Source organism: Pseudomonas sp. S2_H10, assembly GCF_054668285.1.
The window spans coordinates 5,366,991-5,385,742 of the sequence record NZ_CP162754.1; the positions used below are offsets into that span (position 1 = coordinate 5,366,991).

4 protein-coding genes are annotated in these 18,752 nt (G+C 62.2%); 1 reads left to right on the forward strand and 3 read right to left on the reverse strand.

What is annotated here, in order from left to right:
• Positions 1–54 precede the first annotated feature (54 nt).
• Genes AB4O16_RS24195 through AB4O16_RS24205 form a run of 3 tightly spaced genes read right to left on the reverse strand, consistent with a single transcriptional unit; the run spans position 55 to position 4,954 of the window.
• Positions 55–1,410, reverse strand: coding sequence for an HlyD family type I secretion periplasmic adaptor subunit (locus AB4O16_RS24195; protein WP_056721436.1), 1,356 nt, complete (start codon positions 1,408–1,410; stop codon positions 55–57).
• 9 nt (positions 1,411–1,419) lie between these two features.
• Complete coding sequence (locus AB4O16_RS24200) at positions 1,420–3,579, reverse strand: type I secretion system permease/ATPase (RefSeq protein ID WP_460156017.1); 2,160 nt, start codon at positions 3,577–3,579, stop codon at positions 1,420–1,422.
• Between the two features lie 16 nt (positions 3,580–3,595).
• Entirely contained in the window at positions 3,596–4,954 is a 1,359-nt protein-coding gene (locus AB4O16_RS24205; RefSeq protein WP_160389661.1) for a TolC family outer membrane protein, read from the reverse strand.
• Between the two features lie 588 nt (positions 4,955–5,542).
• Here AB4O16_RS24205 and AB4O16_RS24210 point away from each other — a divergent pair.
• A complete protein-coding gene (locus tag AB4O16_RS24210; RefSeq protein WP_460156018.1) occupies positions 5,543–18,691 on the forward strand; it encodes a retention module-containing protein in 13,149 nt (4,382 codons plus the stop codon).
• The last annotated feature ends 61 nt before the right edge of the window (positions 18,692–18,752 follow it).

Genomic DNA, 18,752 nt, shown 5'->3' on the forward strand with positions numbered 1-18,752 from the left:
GAGCGGGCTTGCCCGCGATGGGGCCGGTTCAATCACCGCAACTTCTGAAAAAGACTACCTTTCCCGCATCGCCTCGGTCCGCGCTTTCAACACCGGTTTGAGCAAGTAATCCAGCACGGTTTTCTCCCCGGTAATGATGTCCACCGTCGCCACCATCCCCGGGATGATCAGCAGCGGTTTAACGTCCCCGCCCAAATGGTTTTTATCGGTACGCACTTGAATCAGATAGAAACTGTTGCCCTTGTCGTCGGTGATGGTGTCGGCACCAATCAGTTCAAGCTTGGCGCTCAGGCCGCCGTAAATGGTGTAGTCGTAGGCGCTGAACTTGACCATAGCCTTCTGTCCCGGATGCAGGAACGCAACGTCCTGCGGGCGCACCTTGGCCTCGATCAGCAGGTTGTCTTCCAGCGGCACGATTTCCACCATGTCACTGCCGGGCTGGACGACGCCGCCAATGGTGTTGACCTTCAACACCTTGATGATGCCGTGAACGGGGGAGACCACGGTGGTGCGGGTCACGCGGTCGTCGATGGCGATGCTCGATGCCGTTATTTTCGACAGGTCGGTGCGTTTCTCATTCAGCTCTTTGGCGGCTTCCGAACGGAAGGTCTGTTCCGACTCGTCGATCTTGCTCTTGATCTCGTTGATCGCCGATTCGGCCCGGGGAATCGCCAGGGTGGTGGCGTTCAATGAGCCGCGAATTTCCACCGCGCTGCGTTTGAGCCGGAGGATTTCCACCGGTGATACCGCACCGGTGCCCACCAGTGGCGTGGACATGTTCATTTCTTGCTGCAGCAACGCCAGGCTTGAACTGAATTGCCCCTGTTTCGAGCGAAACTCCGCCAGTTCCTGGGTCTTTTGCCGAAGTTGTTCGGACAGGGTGCGTTGTTCGCTGGCCAGTCGACGTTGACGCTGTTCGTACAGCGAGCGCTCGTCTTCAGCCACTTGCGGTGCCTTGGCGATCACTTCTTCTGACAGCTTGAACGGTCGGCCCTCGGCTTCGGCCGAAAGCCGTTCGACTTGCGCGGTCAAGGCGTAGCGATCGGCTTCGCTTTCGCCCTTGTTCGACAGGTAGCGCGTATCATCGAGGCGCAGCAGGGTGTCGCCCTTGTTCACCATTTGTCCTTCGCGGACGAAAATTTCAGTGACGATGCCGCCCTCCAGGTTCTGGATCACCTGGACCTTGCTCGACGGAATCGCCTTGCCTTCGCCCATCGTCACTTCCTGCAACACGGCGAATTTGGCCCAGACCAGCGCGCTGACCAGCAGCGCGGCGGCCAGCCACACGGTGATTCGCGACCAACGCGGCGAGTCCTGCAACGAGGCGCCGGCGGTTTCCGGCATGAACTCGGTTTCGGCACTTTTGTTGAAGCTGTCGAAGTAGCCGCGGGATCCTTGATCGGCAGACATGGGCTACTCCTAGACGGCCGCAGAGCCGACACGGCCCTTGCGCAGTGCATCGATGACCGCTTCTTTCGGACCGTCGGCGACGATCCGTCCGTTGTCCAGCACCACCAACCGGTCCACCAGGCTCAGCATCGAGGTGCGGTGGGTCACCAGCAGGATGGTTTTGCCCTGGACCCAGCCGTGAAGTTTTTGCCGCAGGACGTCTTCGCTGCTGTTGTCCATGGCGCTGGTGGGCTCGTCGAGCAGCATGATGGGCGGGTCGAGCAACATCGCCCGGGCCAGCAATACTGCCTGGCGCTGGCCGCCAGACAACAGTTGCCCGCGCTCGCCCACGGGCCGGTCGAAACCTTGCGGATGTTGCCGGGCCAGTTCGGTCACGCCGGTCATTTCCGCCACTTCGAGCATGCGTGAATCGCTGATATAGCGCGCGCCGAGGGTCAGGTTGTCGCGCAGGCTGCCGGCCAGAAGCGGCAAGTCGTGGGCGACGTAACCGATCTGATGGCGCAGGTCGGCGACGTCCAGTTGCCGCAGGTCCAGGCCATCGAGAAGCAACTGGCCTTCATCCGGTTCGTAGAACCCCATCACCAGTCGCGCCAGGGTGCTTTTGCCCGAGCCGCTGCGGCCGATGATGCCGACGCGCTCCCCGGGTTTCACACTGAAGCTGACATTGCCCAGGGCGGGAGCGCTCTGGCCGTTGTAGTGGAAGGTCACGCCGACAACATCCAGCGCACCTTGCAGTTGGGTGCGCTCCAGCGGCCGTTGCCTGGCGTCGCGCTCCTGGGGCAGGCCCATCAGCGCGTCGGTGCTTTTCATGGTCAGTTGCGCTTGCTGGTAACGGGTGATCAGGCCGGCGATCTGCCCCAATGGCGCCAGCACCCGGCTGCCGAGCATGTAGCTGGCCACCAGGGCACCGACGCTCAGGTTGCCGGCGATGATGCTGTAGACCCCGGCGACGATGGTCGCCATGCCGGACAGCTGCTGGATGAACAGGGTGCCGTTGGTGGCCAGGGCCGAGAGGTTGCGTGCATGGCTGTCGAGGCGGGTGAGGGCGCCGTGGGTGCTTTCCCATTTGTGCTGGCGCTCGCTTTCGGCGCTGCAGGCCTTGAGGGTCTCCAGGCCGCTGAGGGTTTCGATCAGCAACGCCTGGCGTTCGGCGCCGAGAGTGAGGCTTTTTTGTACGGTGTCACGCAGGCGTACCTGGATCACCATGGCGAAGATGATGGTGATCGGAAACGCCAGGATCGGGATCACCACCAGCCAGCCACCGAGCAGGCCGATCACCAGCAGCATCAGCAGGCAGAAGGGCAGGTCGATCAGGCTGGTGAGGGTCACGGCGGTGAGAAATTCCCGCAGGCCCTGGAAGTCATGAATGCTCTGGGCAAACCCGCCGATGGTCGCCGGCCGCGCTTTCATCGACATGCCGGTGATGCGCTCGAACAGGGTGGCGGACAGGATCACGTCGGTTTTCTTGCCCGCGGTATCCAGCAAGTGCGCGCGCACGACCCGCAGCACCAGTTCGAAAGCGGTGCCGATCAGCAAGCCGATCGCCAGCACCCACAAGGTCGAAGTGGCCTGGTTCGGCACTACGCGGTCGTAGGTCTGCATCACGAACAGCGGCACCATCAGGCCCAGCAGGTTGATCAGGAAACTCGCCAGGATCGCGTCGCTGTACAGCCATTTCGACAGCTTCAGCGTGTCGCGGAACCAGGCCTGGACCCGCGGCACCAGCGGCGAGCGCAAGTCTTCGAGTTCGTGGCGTGGCCGGGCAAACAGCGCCTGGCCACTGTAGTGTTCGGCCAGCTCCTCGGGGCTGAGCCATTGTTCGCCGCCGTCGGCTTCGCTGGGCAGGATCAGCACCTTGCCGTCCTCGCCATAACGACGCAGGACGGCCGTGCGACCGTTGTTCAACAACAGGAGCACGGGCAGGTTGAGCGCGGATATGTCCTTGAGATCACGGCGCAGCAAGCGCGCCTGCAAACCCGCCCGGGCCGCTGCACGGGGCAGCAGGTCCAGGCTCAGGCGTTGGTGTGCCATGGGGAGCCCGGCACTCAGGCTGGCGCGACTGACCGTCGCGCCGTGGAGTTTGCAGAGGATCAACAGACCGTCCAGAAGCGGGTCATCGAAGCTCAGGCGCGGATCGACACCGGTGTTGCCGGGTTCCATGCTGGTCATTGAACGCTCCCGTGCACTACTTCAATTCAGGCAGACGCGCTTCGTTTTTCACTTCTGTCTGGGCGATGGCATCGGCGGGCAGTACGACCCGTTGCTTGCTCAGCAACTGGCCCATGTTCGCCAGTACACGGTACATCGAAAACTCTTCGGTGTAGCGCACCTCGGTGTAGCGACGGTTGGCGTTGTAGAGTTCGTTTTCACTGTCGAGCAGGTCGAGCAGGGTCCGCTGGCCGAGGCCGAACTGATCCTGATAGGCCACGCGTACTCGCTTGCTGGTGTCGGCGTATTCACGGGCGGTCGGGGTTTGTTTCTTGGCATTGACCATGGCGTTCCAGGCCAGATGGATGTTTTCGTTCAACTGGCGCAGGGCGTTGTTACGGATGTCCATGGCCTGGTTGATCTTGTGTGCGTCGGAGGCCAGGCGCGCCTTGTCGCTGCCACCGCGGAACAGGTTGTAGTTCATCACCACGCCGACCCGCCATTCGTTGTCGTGGCCTTCGTCACCCTGCACGTTGTTGTTCGCACCCACGGCGGCCTCGGCGTCGAGGCGTGGGTAGAACGGCGACTTGGCGACTTCGTACTGGCTTTCGGCCGATTGCACGTCGGCCTGGGCGGATTTCAGGTAAGGGTTGTTTTCCACCATGCTCTGCTGGGCTTCGGGCAGGGAGGAAGGGACTTCGCCGCGAATCGACGGCGGGGTTTCGAGCTCATCGGGCAGGCGCCCGACAACGGCGTAGAAGTTCGACTCGGCATCCGCCAGATCGACTTCGGCGGTGTCGAGGTTGTTTTCCGCCAGTGCCCGGCGAGCCGTGGACTGATCGGCATCGGCGTTGCTGCCAACACCGCGCTCGGTGCGCAGGCCGATCTGGTCGTTGACCCGCAAGTGCGCTTGCAGGTTGTTCTTGGCCAGTGTCACCAGTTCGCGGCGCTTGAGCACTTCGAGATAAACCTCGGTGGTGCGCAGGGCCAGGTCCTGGGCGGTGCCCTGGGCGTAATAGGCTCGCGAGTTGACCACGCCTTTGGTGCGATCGACTTCATTGGCGGTGTTGAACCCGTCAAACAGCATTTGCCGCAGGCGCAATTCCGACTGGGTGTAGTTGAGGGTTTCGGTGTGGTGATTGCCGAGCGCCCGGGTATTGGTGTTGTCGCTGTAGCCGCGGCCATAGGCAGCGTTCAGATCGACCGATGGATAAAAGCCCCCTTTGGCGACCTTCACGTCTTCATCAGCCGACAGACGGCTGTCCACCCGCGATGCCAGTTCCGGGTGCGTCGCGATGGTGCTCTGGATCGCTTCGGTCAGCGTCATGGCCTGAGCCTGGGACGAGCAGGCCATGGCCAAAAGAACCGCGCTGGCGAGGGGGGTTAATAGGCGCATGTACATCTCCCTGATTCCTGATGGTGCTTATCAGTCGCCAATTATTTGACGACATTTATAGGTAAAGTTGTTTCATGTCTTTAACAAAAGAGCTAAGAACATTCTGGAGCGTAGCTAAGAAATTTTTTTCATAACGCTTATGCCGAAAAAAACTTATGCGCTCTGCGAAATCCAGCACATTGTTCAATTCGAAAGCCCTTGTTTTACGAGCTCTAGGGCGCTCACCGGGGCTTGAGGAAAAGTTCCAATCCACTTATCGACATAGAGCGGAGAAGTGCTGGAGGGGAGGGACGCGAACGATCTGGTGGTGACGGTTTTTTGTCACCTGGGTGATTCAGGATCGTTACGCATCGCTCACAGGCAAGGTTGTTGCGAACAGGGATCCGATGCCGTTGATTGCAGAGGGTTTTTCCCGAAATCGTAAACAGCGCCGTGAGCGAATGGCTGGGCGAGATCGTTGCCGGGGCCACGGCTTACTCAAGTAAACCGATACCCGCAATACGATTCGCCAGACAACCCGCTTGAGCCATGAGCACGTTCTTCGCACAAACAAGGTGCCGACAGCGGTTGGCAGCGGAGGAAGTGCATATGGCTACGCTCATCGGAATCGTCAGTAAGGTCATTGGTCAGGTGTTCGCGGTTGCGAGCGACGGCACCCGGCGTGCGTTGGTCGAGGGGGACAAGCTGTTCGCCGGCGACCAACTGAGCACCGGCGCCGAAGGCGCGGTGGCGGTGCATCTGCAAAATGGCCAGGAGCTGACCCTCGGGCGCGGCAGCAGCATGCAGATGACCCCGCAGTTGCTCGCCAATCATATTCCCCATGTGGACTCGTCGGAGGCGGTGACGCCGAGCCAGGCCCAACTGACGGATGTTCAACAACTGCAAAAAGCCATTGCGGCGGGCGACGACCCGACCCAGACCGCTGAAGCCACCGCGGCCGGGCCGGCCACCACAACCACCGGTGCACCGGGCGGCGTGCAGGGCAGTGGCCATAGTTTCGTCATGCTCGAAGAAGTGGGTGGGCGAGTCGACCCCACCATCGGCTTCCCGACTGCCGGTTTCAACGGCATTCCCGAACTTCCCGAAGAACGCCTGAACGCTGATCCGAACAACAACGTCGTAGCGGCCGATGCCCCTGTGGTGCCGCCAGTGACGCCGGAGGTGCCGGAGGTTCCGAACAATCCGGTGACCCTCGACGGCCTGTCGGTGGCCAATGGCGAACTGACCGTCAATGAGGCCAACCTGGCCGACGGTTCGGCGAGGAACCCGGGCGCGCTGACCCAAAGCGGCAGCTTCACCGTCAATGCCCCCGACGGGCTGAGCAGCCTCAGCATCGGCGGGATCAACGTGATCAGCGGCGGCGTGGCGGCAGGTTTTCCGCAGTCGATCACCACCCTGCTGGGCAGCACCTTGACCGTCACCGGCTACAACCCGGCGACCGGTGTCGTGAGCTACAGCTACACCCTCAACGGCGCCGAAACCCATGCGAGTGGTGAGGGCGCCAACGCTGTCGGCGAGCACTTCACCGTGGTGGCCGGCGATAGCAATGGCGACAGCGCCACCGGTTCGCTGGATATCAACATCACCGACGACGTGCCCCAGGCGATCGACGACGGCAATGGTGTTGCTTCGGAGACTCTGCTGACCCTCAACGGCAACGTGCTGACCAACGACGTGCAAGGCGCCGACCGGGTGCCGGTCGGTGAAAACAGCGGGCCGATCACCCCCGGCACCTTCATCGGCACCTACGGCACCCTGGTGCTCAATGCCAACGGTACTTACACCTACACCCTGAACACCAGCGATGCCGATTTCAAGGCGTTGCACGGTGGTGGCGACGGCACCGAAACCTTCACCTACACGCTGACGGACGCCGATGGCGACAGCAGCACGGCGAACCTGGTGCTGCAGATCCACAACAACGATGACCCGGACACGATTGGCGGTTTGAATCTTGGGGGGCCCGAGCTGACCGTCTTCGAGAAGAACCTCGGCGACGGCAGCGCACCGGATGCCACTGCGCTGACCCAGAACGGCACGTTCACCTTCACTGCACTGGACGGCATAACCACCCTGACTGTGGGCGGTATTGCCGTGGTCTCCGGTGGCGTGGCGGCGGGTTTCCCGCAATCGATTACTACGCCACTGGGCAACACCCTGACCATTACCAGCTTCGATCTTGCCACCGGCGTGGTGAACTACAGCTACACGCTGAACGACAACGAAGCGCACGCGACGGCCAACGGCGCGAACGCCTTGCCTGAGCAGTTTGATGTCACCTTGGTCGATGACAACGGCACCACCGCGACGGGTTCACTGGACGTGAACATCGTCGACGACCTGCCACAGGGCGTGAACGACAGCAACGCTTCGACGGCTTCGGAAACCCTGTTGACCCTCAACGGCAATGTGCTGACCAACGACGTGCAGGGCGCTGACCGATTGACGGTTGGCGAAAATGCGGGGCCGATTACCCCAGGTACTTTCACCGGCACTTACGGCACCCTGGTGCTGAATGCCAACGGCACGTACACCTACACGCTGAACACCAGTGATGCGGATTTCAAAGCCCTGCACGGTGGCGGCGACGGCACTGAGACCTTCACCTACACCATCACCGATTCGGACGGCGACAGCAGTACCGCGAACCTGGTGCTGCAAATCCACAACAACGATGATCCGGTGACGATTGGCGGTTTGAATGTTGAAGGCGGTGAGTTGACCGTCTTCGAGAAGAATCTCGGCGACGGCAGTGCACCGGATGCCACTGCGCTGACCCAGAACGGCACCTTCACCGTCACTGCTCTCGATGGCGTCACCAGTCTGACCGTGGGCGGTATCGCCGTGGTCACCGCTGGCGTGGCCGCCGGCTTCCCGCAATCGATTACTACGCCACTGGGCAGCACGCTGACCATTACCGGCTTCAACGCGGCGACCGGTATCGTGAGCTACAGCTACACCTTGGTGGATAACGAAGCGCACGCGACCGCCAACGGCGCGAACACTTTGCCTGAGCAGTTCGCCGTCACTCTGGTCGACGACAACGGCACCACGGCGACAGGTTCACTGGACGTGAATATCGTCGACGACCTGCCGCAAGGCGTGAACGACAGCAACGCTTCGACCGCTTCGGAAACATTGCTGACGCTCAACGGCAATGTGCTGACCAATGACGTGCAGGGCGCTGACCGAGTGACGGTTGGCGAAAACGCCGGGCCGATCACTCCCGGCACTTTCACTGGCACCTACGGTACTTTGGTACTCAATGCCAACGGTACGTACACCTACACGCTCAATACCAGTGATGCCGATTTCAAAGCCCTGCACGGCGGTGGCGACGGCACTGAGACCTTCACCTACACCATCACCGATTCGGACGGCGACAGCAGTACTGCGAACCTGGTGCTGCAAATCCACAACAACGATGATCCGGTGACGATTGGCGGATTGAACGTTGAGGGTGGCGAGTTGACCGTCTTCGAGAAAAACCTCGGCGACGGCAGTGCGCCGGATGCCACTGCGCTCACTCAAAATGGCACGTTTACTGTCAGCGCACTGGACGGCGTGACGAGCCTGACTGTGGGCGGAATCGCCGTAGTCACCGCTGGCGTAGCCGCCGGCTTCCCGCAATCGATCACCACACCGCTGGGCAGCACGCTGACCATCACTGGCTTCAACGCCGCGACCGGCGTGGTGAGCTACAGCTACACCCTCAACGACAACGAAGCGCACGCGACTGCGAACGGCGCGAACACCTTGCCTGAGCAGTTCGCCGTCACTGTGGTCGACGACAACGGCACCACGGCGACTGGTTCACTGGACGTGAATATCGTCGACGACCTGCCGCAAGGCGTGAACGACAGCAACGCTTCGACGGCTTCGGAAACCCTGTTGACCCTCAACGGCAACGTGCTGACCAATGACGTGCAGGGCGCTGACCGGGTGACGGTTGGCGAAAATGCCGGGCCGGTCACTCCCGGCACTTTCACCGGCACTTACGGCACCCTGGTGCTGAATGCCAACGGTACGTACACCTACACGCTCAATACCAGTGATGCCGATTTCAAAGCCCTGCACGGCGGTGGCGACGGCACCGAAACCTTCACCTACACCATCACCGACTCGGACGGCGACAGCAGTACTGCGAACCTGGTGCTGCAAATCCACAACAACGATGATCCGGTGACGATCGGCGGATTGAACGTTGAGGGTGGCGAGTTGACCGTCTTCGAGAAAAACCTCGGCGACGGCTCCAACCCCGACACACCGGCGCTGACCCAGAGCGGCACCTTCACCGTCACCGCATTGGACGGCGTCACCACTCTGACCGTCGGCGGCATTGCCGTGGTCACTGCGGGCGTGGCCGCCGGCTTCCCGCAATCGATCACCACCCCGCTGGGCAGCACGCTGACCATTACCGGCTTCAACGCCGCCACTGGCGTGGTGAGCTACAGCTACACCCTCAACGACAACGAAGCGCACGCGACGGCCAACGGTGCCAACACCCTGCCTGAGCAGTTCGCCGTGACCGTGGTCGATGACAACGGCACCACCGCCACGGGCAGCCTCGACGTGAACATCGTCGACGACCTGCCGCAAGGCGTGAACGACAGCAACGCTTCGACGGCTTCGGAAACCTTGCTGACGCTCAACGGCAACGTGTTGACCAACGACGTGCAGGGCGCCGACCGGGTGACGGTTGGCGAAAATGCGGGGCCAATCACCCCGGGTACTTTCACCGGCACTTACGGCACCCTGGTGCTGAATGCCAACGGCACTTACACCTACACCCTCAACACCAGCGATGCGGATTTCAAAGCCCTGCACGGCGGTGGTGACGGCACCGAAACCTTCACCTACACCATCACCGATTCGGACGGTGACAGCAGCACGGCGAACCTGGTGCTGCAAATCCACAACAACGATGATCCGGTGACGATTGGCGGATTGAACGTTGAGGGTGGCGAGTTGACCGTCTTCGAGAAAAACCTCGGCGACGGCTCCAACCCCGACACACCGGCGCTGACCCAGAGCGGCACCTTCACCGTCACCGCACTGGACGGCGTCTCGACCCTGACCGTGGGCGGCATCTCCGTGGTCACCGGAGGCGTGGCCGCCGGCTTCCCGCAATCGATTACTACGCCACTGGGCAGCACGCTGACCATTACCGGTTTCAACGCCGCCACTGGCGTGGTGAGCTACAGCTACACCCTCAACGACAACGAAGCGCACGCGACGGCCAACGGTGCCAACACTCTGCCTGAGCAGTTCGCCGTCACGGTGGTCGATGACAACGGCACCACGGCGACTGGTTCACTGGACGTGAATATCGTCGACGACCTGCCGCAAGGCGTGAACGACAGCAACACTTCGACGGCTTCGGAAACATTGCTGACGCTCAACGGCAATGTGCTGACCAACGACGTGCAGGGCGCTGACCGAGTGACGGTTGGCGAAAACGCCGGGCCGATCACTCCCGGCACTTTCACTGGCACCTACGGTACTTTGGTACTCAATGCCAACGGTACGTACACCTACACGCTCAATACCAGTGATGCCGATTTCAAAGCCCTGCACGGCGGTGGCGACGGCACCGAAACCTTCACCTACACCATCACCGACTCGGACGGCGACAGCAGTACTGCGAACCTGGTGCTGCAAATCCACAACAACGATGATCCGGTGACGATTGGCGGATTGAACGTTGAGGGTGGCGAGTTGACCGTCTTCGAGAAAAACCTCGGCGACGGCAGTGCACCGGATGCCACGGTGCTGACCCAGAACGGCAGCTTTACCGTCACCGCGCTGGATGGCGTGACGAGCCTGACTGTGGGCGGAATCGCCGTAGTCACCGCTGGCGTAGCCGCCGGCTTCCCGCAATCGATTACTACGCCGCTGGGCAGCACGCTGACCATTACCGGTTTCAACGCCGCCACTGGCGTGGTGAGCTACAGCTACACCCTCAACGACAACGAAGCGCACGCGACGGCCAACGGTGCCAACACTCTGCCTGAGCAGTTCGCCGTCACGGTGGTCGATGACAACGGCACCACGGCGACTGGTTCACTGGACGTGAATATCGTCGACGACCTGCCGCAAGGCGTGAACGACAGCAACACTTCGACGGCTTCGGAAACATTGCTGACGCTCAACGGCAATGTGCTGACCAACGACGTGCAGGGCGCTGACCGAGTGACGGTTGGCGAAAATGCCGGCCCCATTACGCCCGGCACCTTCACCGGCACCTACGGCACACTGGTGCTCAACGCCAACGGCACCTACACCTACACGCTGAGCACCAGCGATGCCGATTTCAAAGCCCTGCACGGCGGCGGCAACGGCAGCGAAACCTTCACCTACACCATCACCGACTCGGACGGTGACAGCAGCACCGCCAACCTGGTCCTGCAGATCCACAACAACGATGACCCAGTGACCCTCCAAGGCCTCAACGTGTACGGCGGTGAACTGACCGTCTACGAAAAAAACCTCGGCGACGGCTCCAACCCCAACCCATCGGCGCTGACCCAGAGCGGCACCTTCACCGTCACTGCCCTCGATGGCGTGACGACCCTGACCGTGGGCGGCATCGCCGTGGTCACCGGAGGCGTGGCGGCCGGCTTCCCGCAATCGATTACTACGCCACTGGGCAGCACGCTGACCATTACCGGTTTCAACGCCGCGACCGGCGTGGTGAGCTACAGCTACACGCTGAACGACAACGAAACCCACGCAAATGCCAACGGCGCCAACACCCTGCCCGAGCAGTTCACCGTGACCGCCGTCGATGACAACGGCACCACCGCCACGGGCAACCTCGACGTGAACATCGTCGACGACCTGCCAAAAGGCGTGAACGACAGCAATGGCACGGCCTCGGAAACCCAGCTGACGCTCAACGGCAATGTGCTCACCAACGACGTGCAAGGCGCCGACCGGGTAACGGTTGGCGAAAATGCCGGACCGATCACCCCCGGCACCTTCACCGGCACCTACGGCACCCTGGTACTCAACGCCAACGGCACCTACACCTACACGCTGAGCACCAGCGATGCCGATTTCAAAGCCCTGCACGGCGGTGGCAACGGCAGCGAAACCTTCACCTACACCATCACCGACTCGGACGGCGACAGCAGCACCGCCAACCTGGTCCTGCAGATCCACAACAACGACGATCCAGTGACCCTCCAGGGCCTCAACGTGTATGGCGGTGAACTGACGGTCTACGAGAAAAACCTCGGCGACGGCTCCAACCCCAACCCATCGGCCCTGACCCAGAGCGGCACCTTCACCGTCACTGCCCTCGATGGCGTAACCACCCTGACCGTCGGCGGCATCGCCGTGGTCACCGGAGGCGTGGCGGCCGGCTTCCCGCAATCGATCACTACACCGCTGGGCAGCACCCTGACCATTACTGGTTTCAATGCCGCGACCGGCGTGGTGAGCTACAGCTACACGCTGAACGACAACGAAACCCACGCAAATGCCAACGGTGCCAACACTCTGCCTGAGCAGTTCGCCGTCACGGTGGTCGATGACAACGGCACCACGGCGACTGGTTCACTGGACGTGAATATCGTCGACGACCTGCCGCAAGGCGTGAACGACAGCAACACTTCGACGGCTTCGGAAACATTGCTGACGCTCAACGGCAATGTGCTGACCAACGACGTGCAGGGCGCTGACCGAGTGACGGTTGGCGAAAACGCCGGGCCGATCACTCCCGGCACTTTCACTGGCACCTACGGTACTTTGGTACTCAATGCCAACGGCACCTACACCTACACGCTGAGCACCAGCGATGCCGATTTCAAGGCCCTGCACGGCGGCGGCAACGGCAGCGAAACCTTCACCTACACCATCACCGATTCGGACGGTGACAGCAGCACCGCCAACCTGGTCCTGCAGATCCACAACAACGATGACCCAGTGACCCTCCAGGGCCTCAACGTGTATGGCGGTGAACTGACCGTCTACGAGAAAAACCTCAGCGACGGCAGCGCACCGAGTACTTCGGCCCTGACCCAGAGCGGCACCTTCACCGTCACTGCCCTCGATGGCGTGACGACCCTGACCGTGGGCGGCATCTCCGTGGTCACCGGAGGCGTGGCGGCCGGCTTCCCGCAATCGATTACTACGCCACTGGGCAGCACGCTGACCATCACCGGTTTCAATGCCGCGACCGGCGTGGTGAGCTACAGCTACACGCTGAACGACAACGAAACCCACGCGAATGCCAACGGCGCCAACACCCTGCCCGAGCAGTTCACCGTGACCGCCGTCGATGACAACGGCACCACCGCCACGGGCAACCTCGACGTGAACATCGTCGACGACCTGCCAAAAGGCGTGAACGACAGCAATGGCACGGCCTCGGAAACCCAGCTAACCCTGAATGGCAACGTGCTGACCAACGACGTGCAGGGCGCTGACCGAGTGACGGTTGGCGAAAATGCCGGACCGATCACCCCCGGCACCTTCACCGGCACCTACGGCACCCTGGTGCTGAATGCCAACGGCACCTACACCTACACGCTGAGCACCAGCGATGCCGATTTCAAGGCCCTGCACGGCGGCGGCAACGGCAGCGAAACCTTCACCTACACCATCACTGACTCGGACGGCGACAGCAGCACCGCCAACCTGGTCCTGCAGATCCACAACAACGACGATCCAGTGACCCTCCAGGGCCTCAACGTGTATGGCGGTGAACTGACGGTCTACGAGAAAAACCTCGGCGACGGCACCCACCCCGACACACCGGCCCTGTCTCAGAGCGGGACTTTCACGGTGACCGCCCTCGATGGCCTGCAAACCCTGACCGTGGGCACCCTCACTGTCATCAGCGGTGGCGTTGTCGCCGGCTTCCCGCAAACCGCCACCACCCCGCTGGGCAGCACCCTGACCATCACCGGCTTCAACGCGGCGACCGGCGTGATCAGCTACACCTACACCCTCAACGACAACGAAGCCCATCCAGCGGCGGAGGGCGCCAACAGCCTTACCGAGAACTTCAACGTCGTCGCTACCGACACCGATGGCGACGTCGCGAACGGGCAGATCAACGTCAACATCATCGACGACCTGCCGACCGCCAATCCCGATACGGACTCGGTGCAGGAGGGCGGCACCGTCAGCGGCAATGTGCTGGACAACGACATCGCCGGGGCCGATGGCCCGGCGGCCACTGGCGCCGTAGTCGGCGTACGCGCCGGCAGCGACACATCAACCCCGGCCCTCGATGGGCTGAACACGCCCATCAACGGCACCTACGGTTACCTGACCCTCGATGCCAACGGCAACGCCGTATATCACAGCACGCCTAACGCGGTGAGCGGCCCCGGCGCGGTGGATGTGTTCACCTACACCGTGCGCGATTCCGATGGTGACGAAAGCACCACGACCATCACCATCGACGTCTACAACAGTTGCCTCAAAGCGGTCAGCGACAACGACGTAACCGTCTACGAAAAAGCCCTCGACCTGGGCAAGGACGGCCAGGACCTGGTCGCCGGTACGGTCATCGGCAGCGATCCGACCAACACCGGCGAAACCGCGTCCGGCACGCTGGTGGGCTCGGTCACCCACGCCGTCGGTGCGATCACCTACGCCCTGGTCGGCACCCATGTCGGGGAGTTCGGGCAGATTCAGCTCAACGCCAACGGCACCTATACCTACACCCTGACGACCCCGCCGAGCACCACGCCGCACGCCAACGACGGCCCGAACGTGATGCACGAGACCTTCACCTATCAGGCCACCGACTCGCTGGGCAACATCGTCACCAGCACCATCGTGGTGGACATTGTCGATGATGTGCCGAAGGCGATGAACGACAGCAACGCCAGCACGGCCTCGGAGACTACGCTGAGCCTCAGCGGCAATGTGTTCAACAACGACGTGATCGGCGCCGATAAAGTCGCCCTCGGCCTGAATGCAGGCCCGGTCACCCCCGGCACTTTCACCGGTACCTATGGCACCCTGGTGCTCAACGCCAATGGCACCTACACCTACACGCTGAGCACCAGCGATGCCGACTTCAAGGCGTTGCACGGCGGCGGCAACGGCACCGAAACCTTCACCTACACCATCACCGACTCGGACGGCGACATCAGCACCGCCAACCTGGTGCTCAACGTCCACAACAACGATGACCTGGTCACCCTCAACGGCCTCGACGTGTATGGCGGCGAGCTGACGGTCTACGAAAAAAATCTCGGCGACGGCACCACCCCCAACATATCGGCCCTGACCCAGAGCGGGACCTTCACGGTGACCGCCCTCGATGGCCTGCAAACCCTGACCGTGGGCACCCTCACGGTCATCAGCGGTGGCGTGGTCGCCGGCTTCCCGCAAACCGCCACCACACCGCTGGGCAGCACCCTGACCATCACCGGCTTCAACCCGGTCACCGGCGTGCTCAGCTACAGCTACACCCTCAACGATAACGAAGCCCATGCGACTGCGAGCGGCGCCAACAGCCTCACCGAGAACTTCAACGTCGTCGCTACCGACACCGATGGCGACATCGCGAACGGCCAGATCAACGTCAACATCGTCGATGACCTGCCGGGCGCCAAACCTGACTCGTCGTCGGTGACGGAGGGCGGCACGGTCAACATCAGTGTGCTGGGCAATGACATCAGCGGCGCCGATGGTCCGGCGACGGTGGTCGGCGTGCGCGCCGGCAGCAATACCTCGACGTCGGCCGTCGGCGGGCTGGGCAACCAGATCACTGGCGCCTACGGCTACCTGACCCTCGATGCCAACGGCAACGCGGTGTATCACGCCAATCCGAATTCGGTGGGCCCTGCCGGGGCTACGGATACGTTCACCTACACCGTGCGCGACACCGATGGCGATGAAAGCACCACCACCATCACCGTCAACGTGGCCAACAGCATCATCAAGGCCAACCCCGACAGCGACGTGACGGTCTACGAAAAAGCCCTCGACCTGAGCAAGGACGGCCAGGACCTGGCTGCCGGTACGGTCACCGGCAGCGACCCGGGCAACAGCGGCGAAACCTCGTCCGGCACCCTGGTCGGTTCTGTTTCGGGGGCCAGCGGCGCGCTCACCTATACCCTGGTCGGCAGCGCCACCGGCACCTACGGGCAGATCCTGCTCAACGCCGACGGCAGCTACACCTACACCCTGACCTCGGCGCCGAAAACCTCGCCGAACGCCAACGACGGGCCGAACAGCCTGAGTGAAAGCTTCACCTACAAGGCCACCGATGCGTCGGGCAACAGCAGCACCAGCACCATCGTGGTCAACATTGTCGATGACGTGCCCAAGGCGGTGGCAGCGGATCGCTCGGTGGCGGCGGTGGAGATCGACTCCAACCTGCTGATCGTGCTCGACGTCTCCGGCAGTATGGTCGACCCTTCCGGCGTACCTGGCCTGTCGCGGCTGGAGCTGGCCAAGCAGGCCATCAGTGCCTTGCTGGATAAATACGACGACCTCGGCGACGTGAAAGTGCAACTCGTCACCTTCAGCAGCAGCGCCACCGACAGGACCTCGGTGTGGGTCGATGTCGCGACCGCCAAGACCCTGCTCACCGGCCTCACCGCGGACGGCGGGACCAACTACGACGCCGCCGTGGCCACCATGAAAACGGCGTTCAACACCTCGGGCAAACTCACGGGGGCACAAAACGTCGGCTACTTCTTCTCCGACGGCAAACCCACCAGTGGCCAGGAAATCGGCACCTCCGACGAAACCTCGCTGAAAGCCTTCCTCGATGCCAACAACATCAAGAACTACGCGATCGGCCTGGGCAGCGGCGTGAGCAACGCCAACCTCAATCCGCTGGCCTATGACGGCAGCAGCCACACCGACACCAACGCAGTGGTGGTGACCGACCTCAACCAGCTCAACTCGGTGCTGTCCGGCACCGTGATCGGCGCACCGGTGACCGGTTCGCTGCTGGGCGAAGGCGGCACCTTCGGCGCCGACGGCGGCTTCATCAAGACCATCACGGTGGATGGCACCACCTATACCTACGATCCGGCCGGCAACGGTTCGCTGAACTTCAGCGGCGCTGCCAACCACGGCACCTTCAACACCGCGAACAACACGTTAAGCATTGCCACCAACAACAGCGGGACCTTGCTGGTCAACCTGGATAGCGGTGAATACACCTACATTTCGCAGAAAACCACGGCGGTGGTGATCACCGAAAACATCGGCTTCACCGTCAGCGACAACGATGGCGACCTTTCCAGCTCCACCCTGACGATCAAAGTCATACCGAACGCACCGCCAGTGGCTACCGATGACCATGTCATCACCAACGTGCTCGAGGGCACCGTGGTGGTGCCGGGCGAGCTGTTGCTGGCCAACGACACCGATCCCAACGGCGATCCACTCTCGGCGAATCCGACGTCCTTCAACACCGGCTGGGTAGCGAGGGGGGCGGAGTTCACCGGGCTCACCCAGGTTCCCAACTTCACTGGCAGCAGCGCGCAAGCCCTGACCCTTGCCCGCAGCGCTTTCGTCGCCAACGCGGCGGCCATGACCGCCGTCCTGGTGGTCAGTGGTGCGCTGGGCTCGGTCGGCAACAGCAACTATGACGACCGTATTACCGTCAACCTCAAGGATGGCGAAACCCTCCACCTGAACCACGACCTGGCGGCCGGGCGCATCGCCATGGAGTACTCGATCAACGGCGGCGCGTTCACCCCCATCGCGGACGGTGGGATGATCACCGCAACATCGGATGCAACCTATCAAATCCACATCAGCAACATCCCCAATAGCTCAAGTGGCGGCAACGGTTCTGAAACCTATAAATTGACCATGACCGTCAACTACTCCGAGGCCCATGACATTGCCCCGGACTACCACGGCACCTACACCGCCAACGACAACCATGGCGGCAGCGACTCGGCCAACGTGACCATCAGCTATCAGGATGGCCATACCCTCACCGGCACCGGCGGGGATGATGTCCTGGTGGCGGGCGCGGGCAGCAACGTCATCAATGCCGGTGGCGGCAACGATGTGCTCACCGCTGGTTCCGGCAACAACGAGCTGCACGGCGACGCCGGCAACGACTTGCTCTTCAGCGGCCCGGGCAATGACACCCTCGACGGCGGCACGGGCATCGACACGGCCAGCTACGCCCACGCCACCGCCGGGGTAACGGTCAACCTGAGCCTGCTCGGTGGTCAAAACACCCTGGGCGCGGGCACGGACATCCTGACCGGCATCGAAAACCTCACTGGTTCGAACTTCAACGACACCCTGACCGGCGACAACACTGGCAACGTCATCACCGGCGGCCTGGGCAATGACGTCCTCAACGGTGGAGGCGGCGATGACTTGTTGATCGGTGGCCTGGGCAACAACACCCTCAGTGGCGGGGCGGGGGCCGATACCTTCCAGTGGCTCAAGGGCAACAGTGGTCATGACGTGATCACCGACTTCACGCCCGGCACCGACAAGCTCGATCTGTCGCAACTGCTGCAAGGGGAAAACGGCACCACGGCGTCGCTGGATGACTACCTGCACTTCACCGTCACCGGCAGCGGCCCATCGACGGTGACCAGCATCGACGTCAGCGCCATGGCCGGCGCCGCGCCGAACCAGACCATCGACCTGGCCGGCGTCGACCTGGCCAGTCATTACGGTGTGACGCCGGGGGCGGGCGGGGTGATCGCTGGCGGGCATGACACGGCCACCATCATCAACGGCATGCTCAACGATCACTCGTTGAAGGTGGATACCGTGTGACCTGAAAGCCTGAACGAAAAACCCGCCATTCCTGCGCAAGGGATGGCGGGTTTTTTGTTGT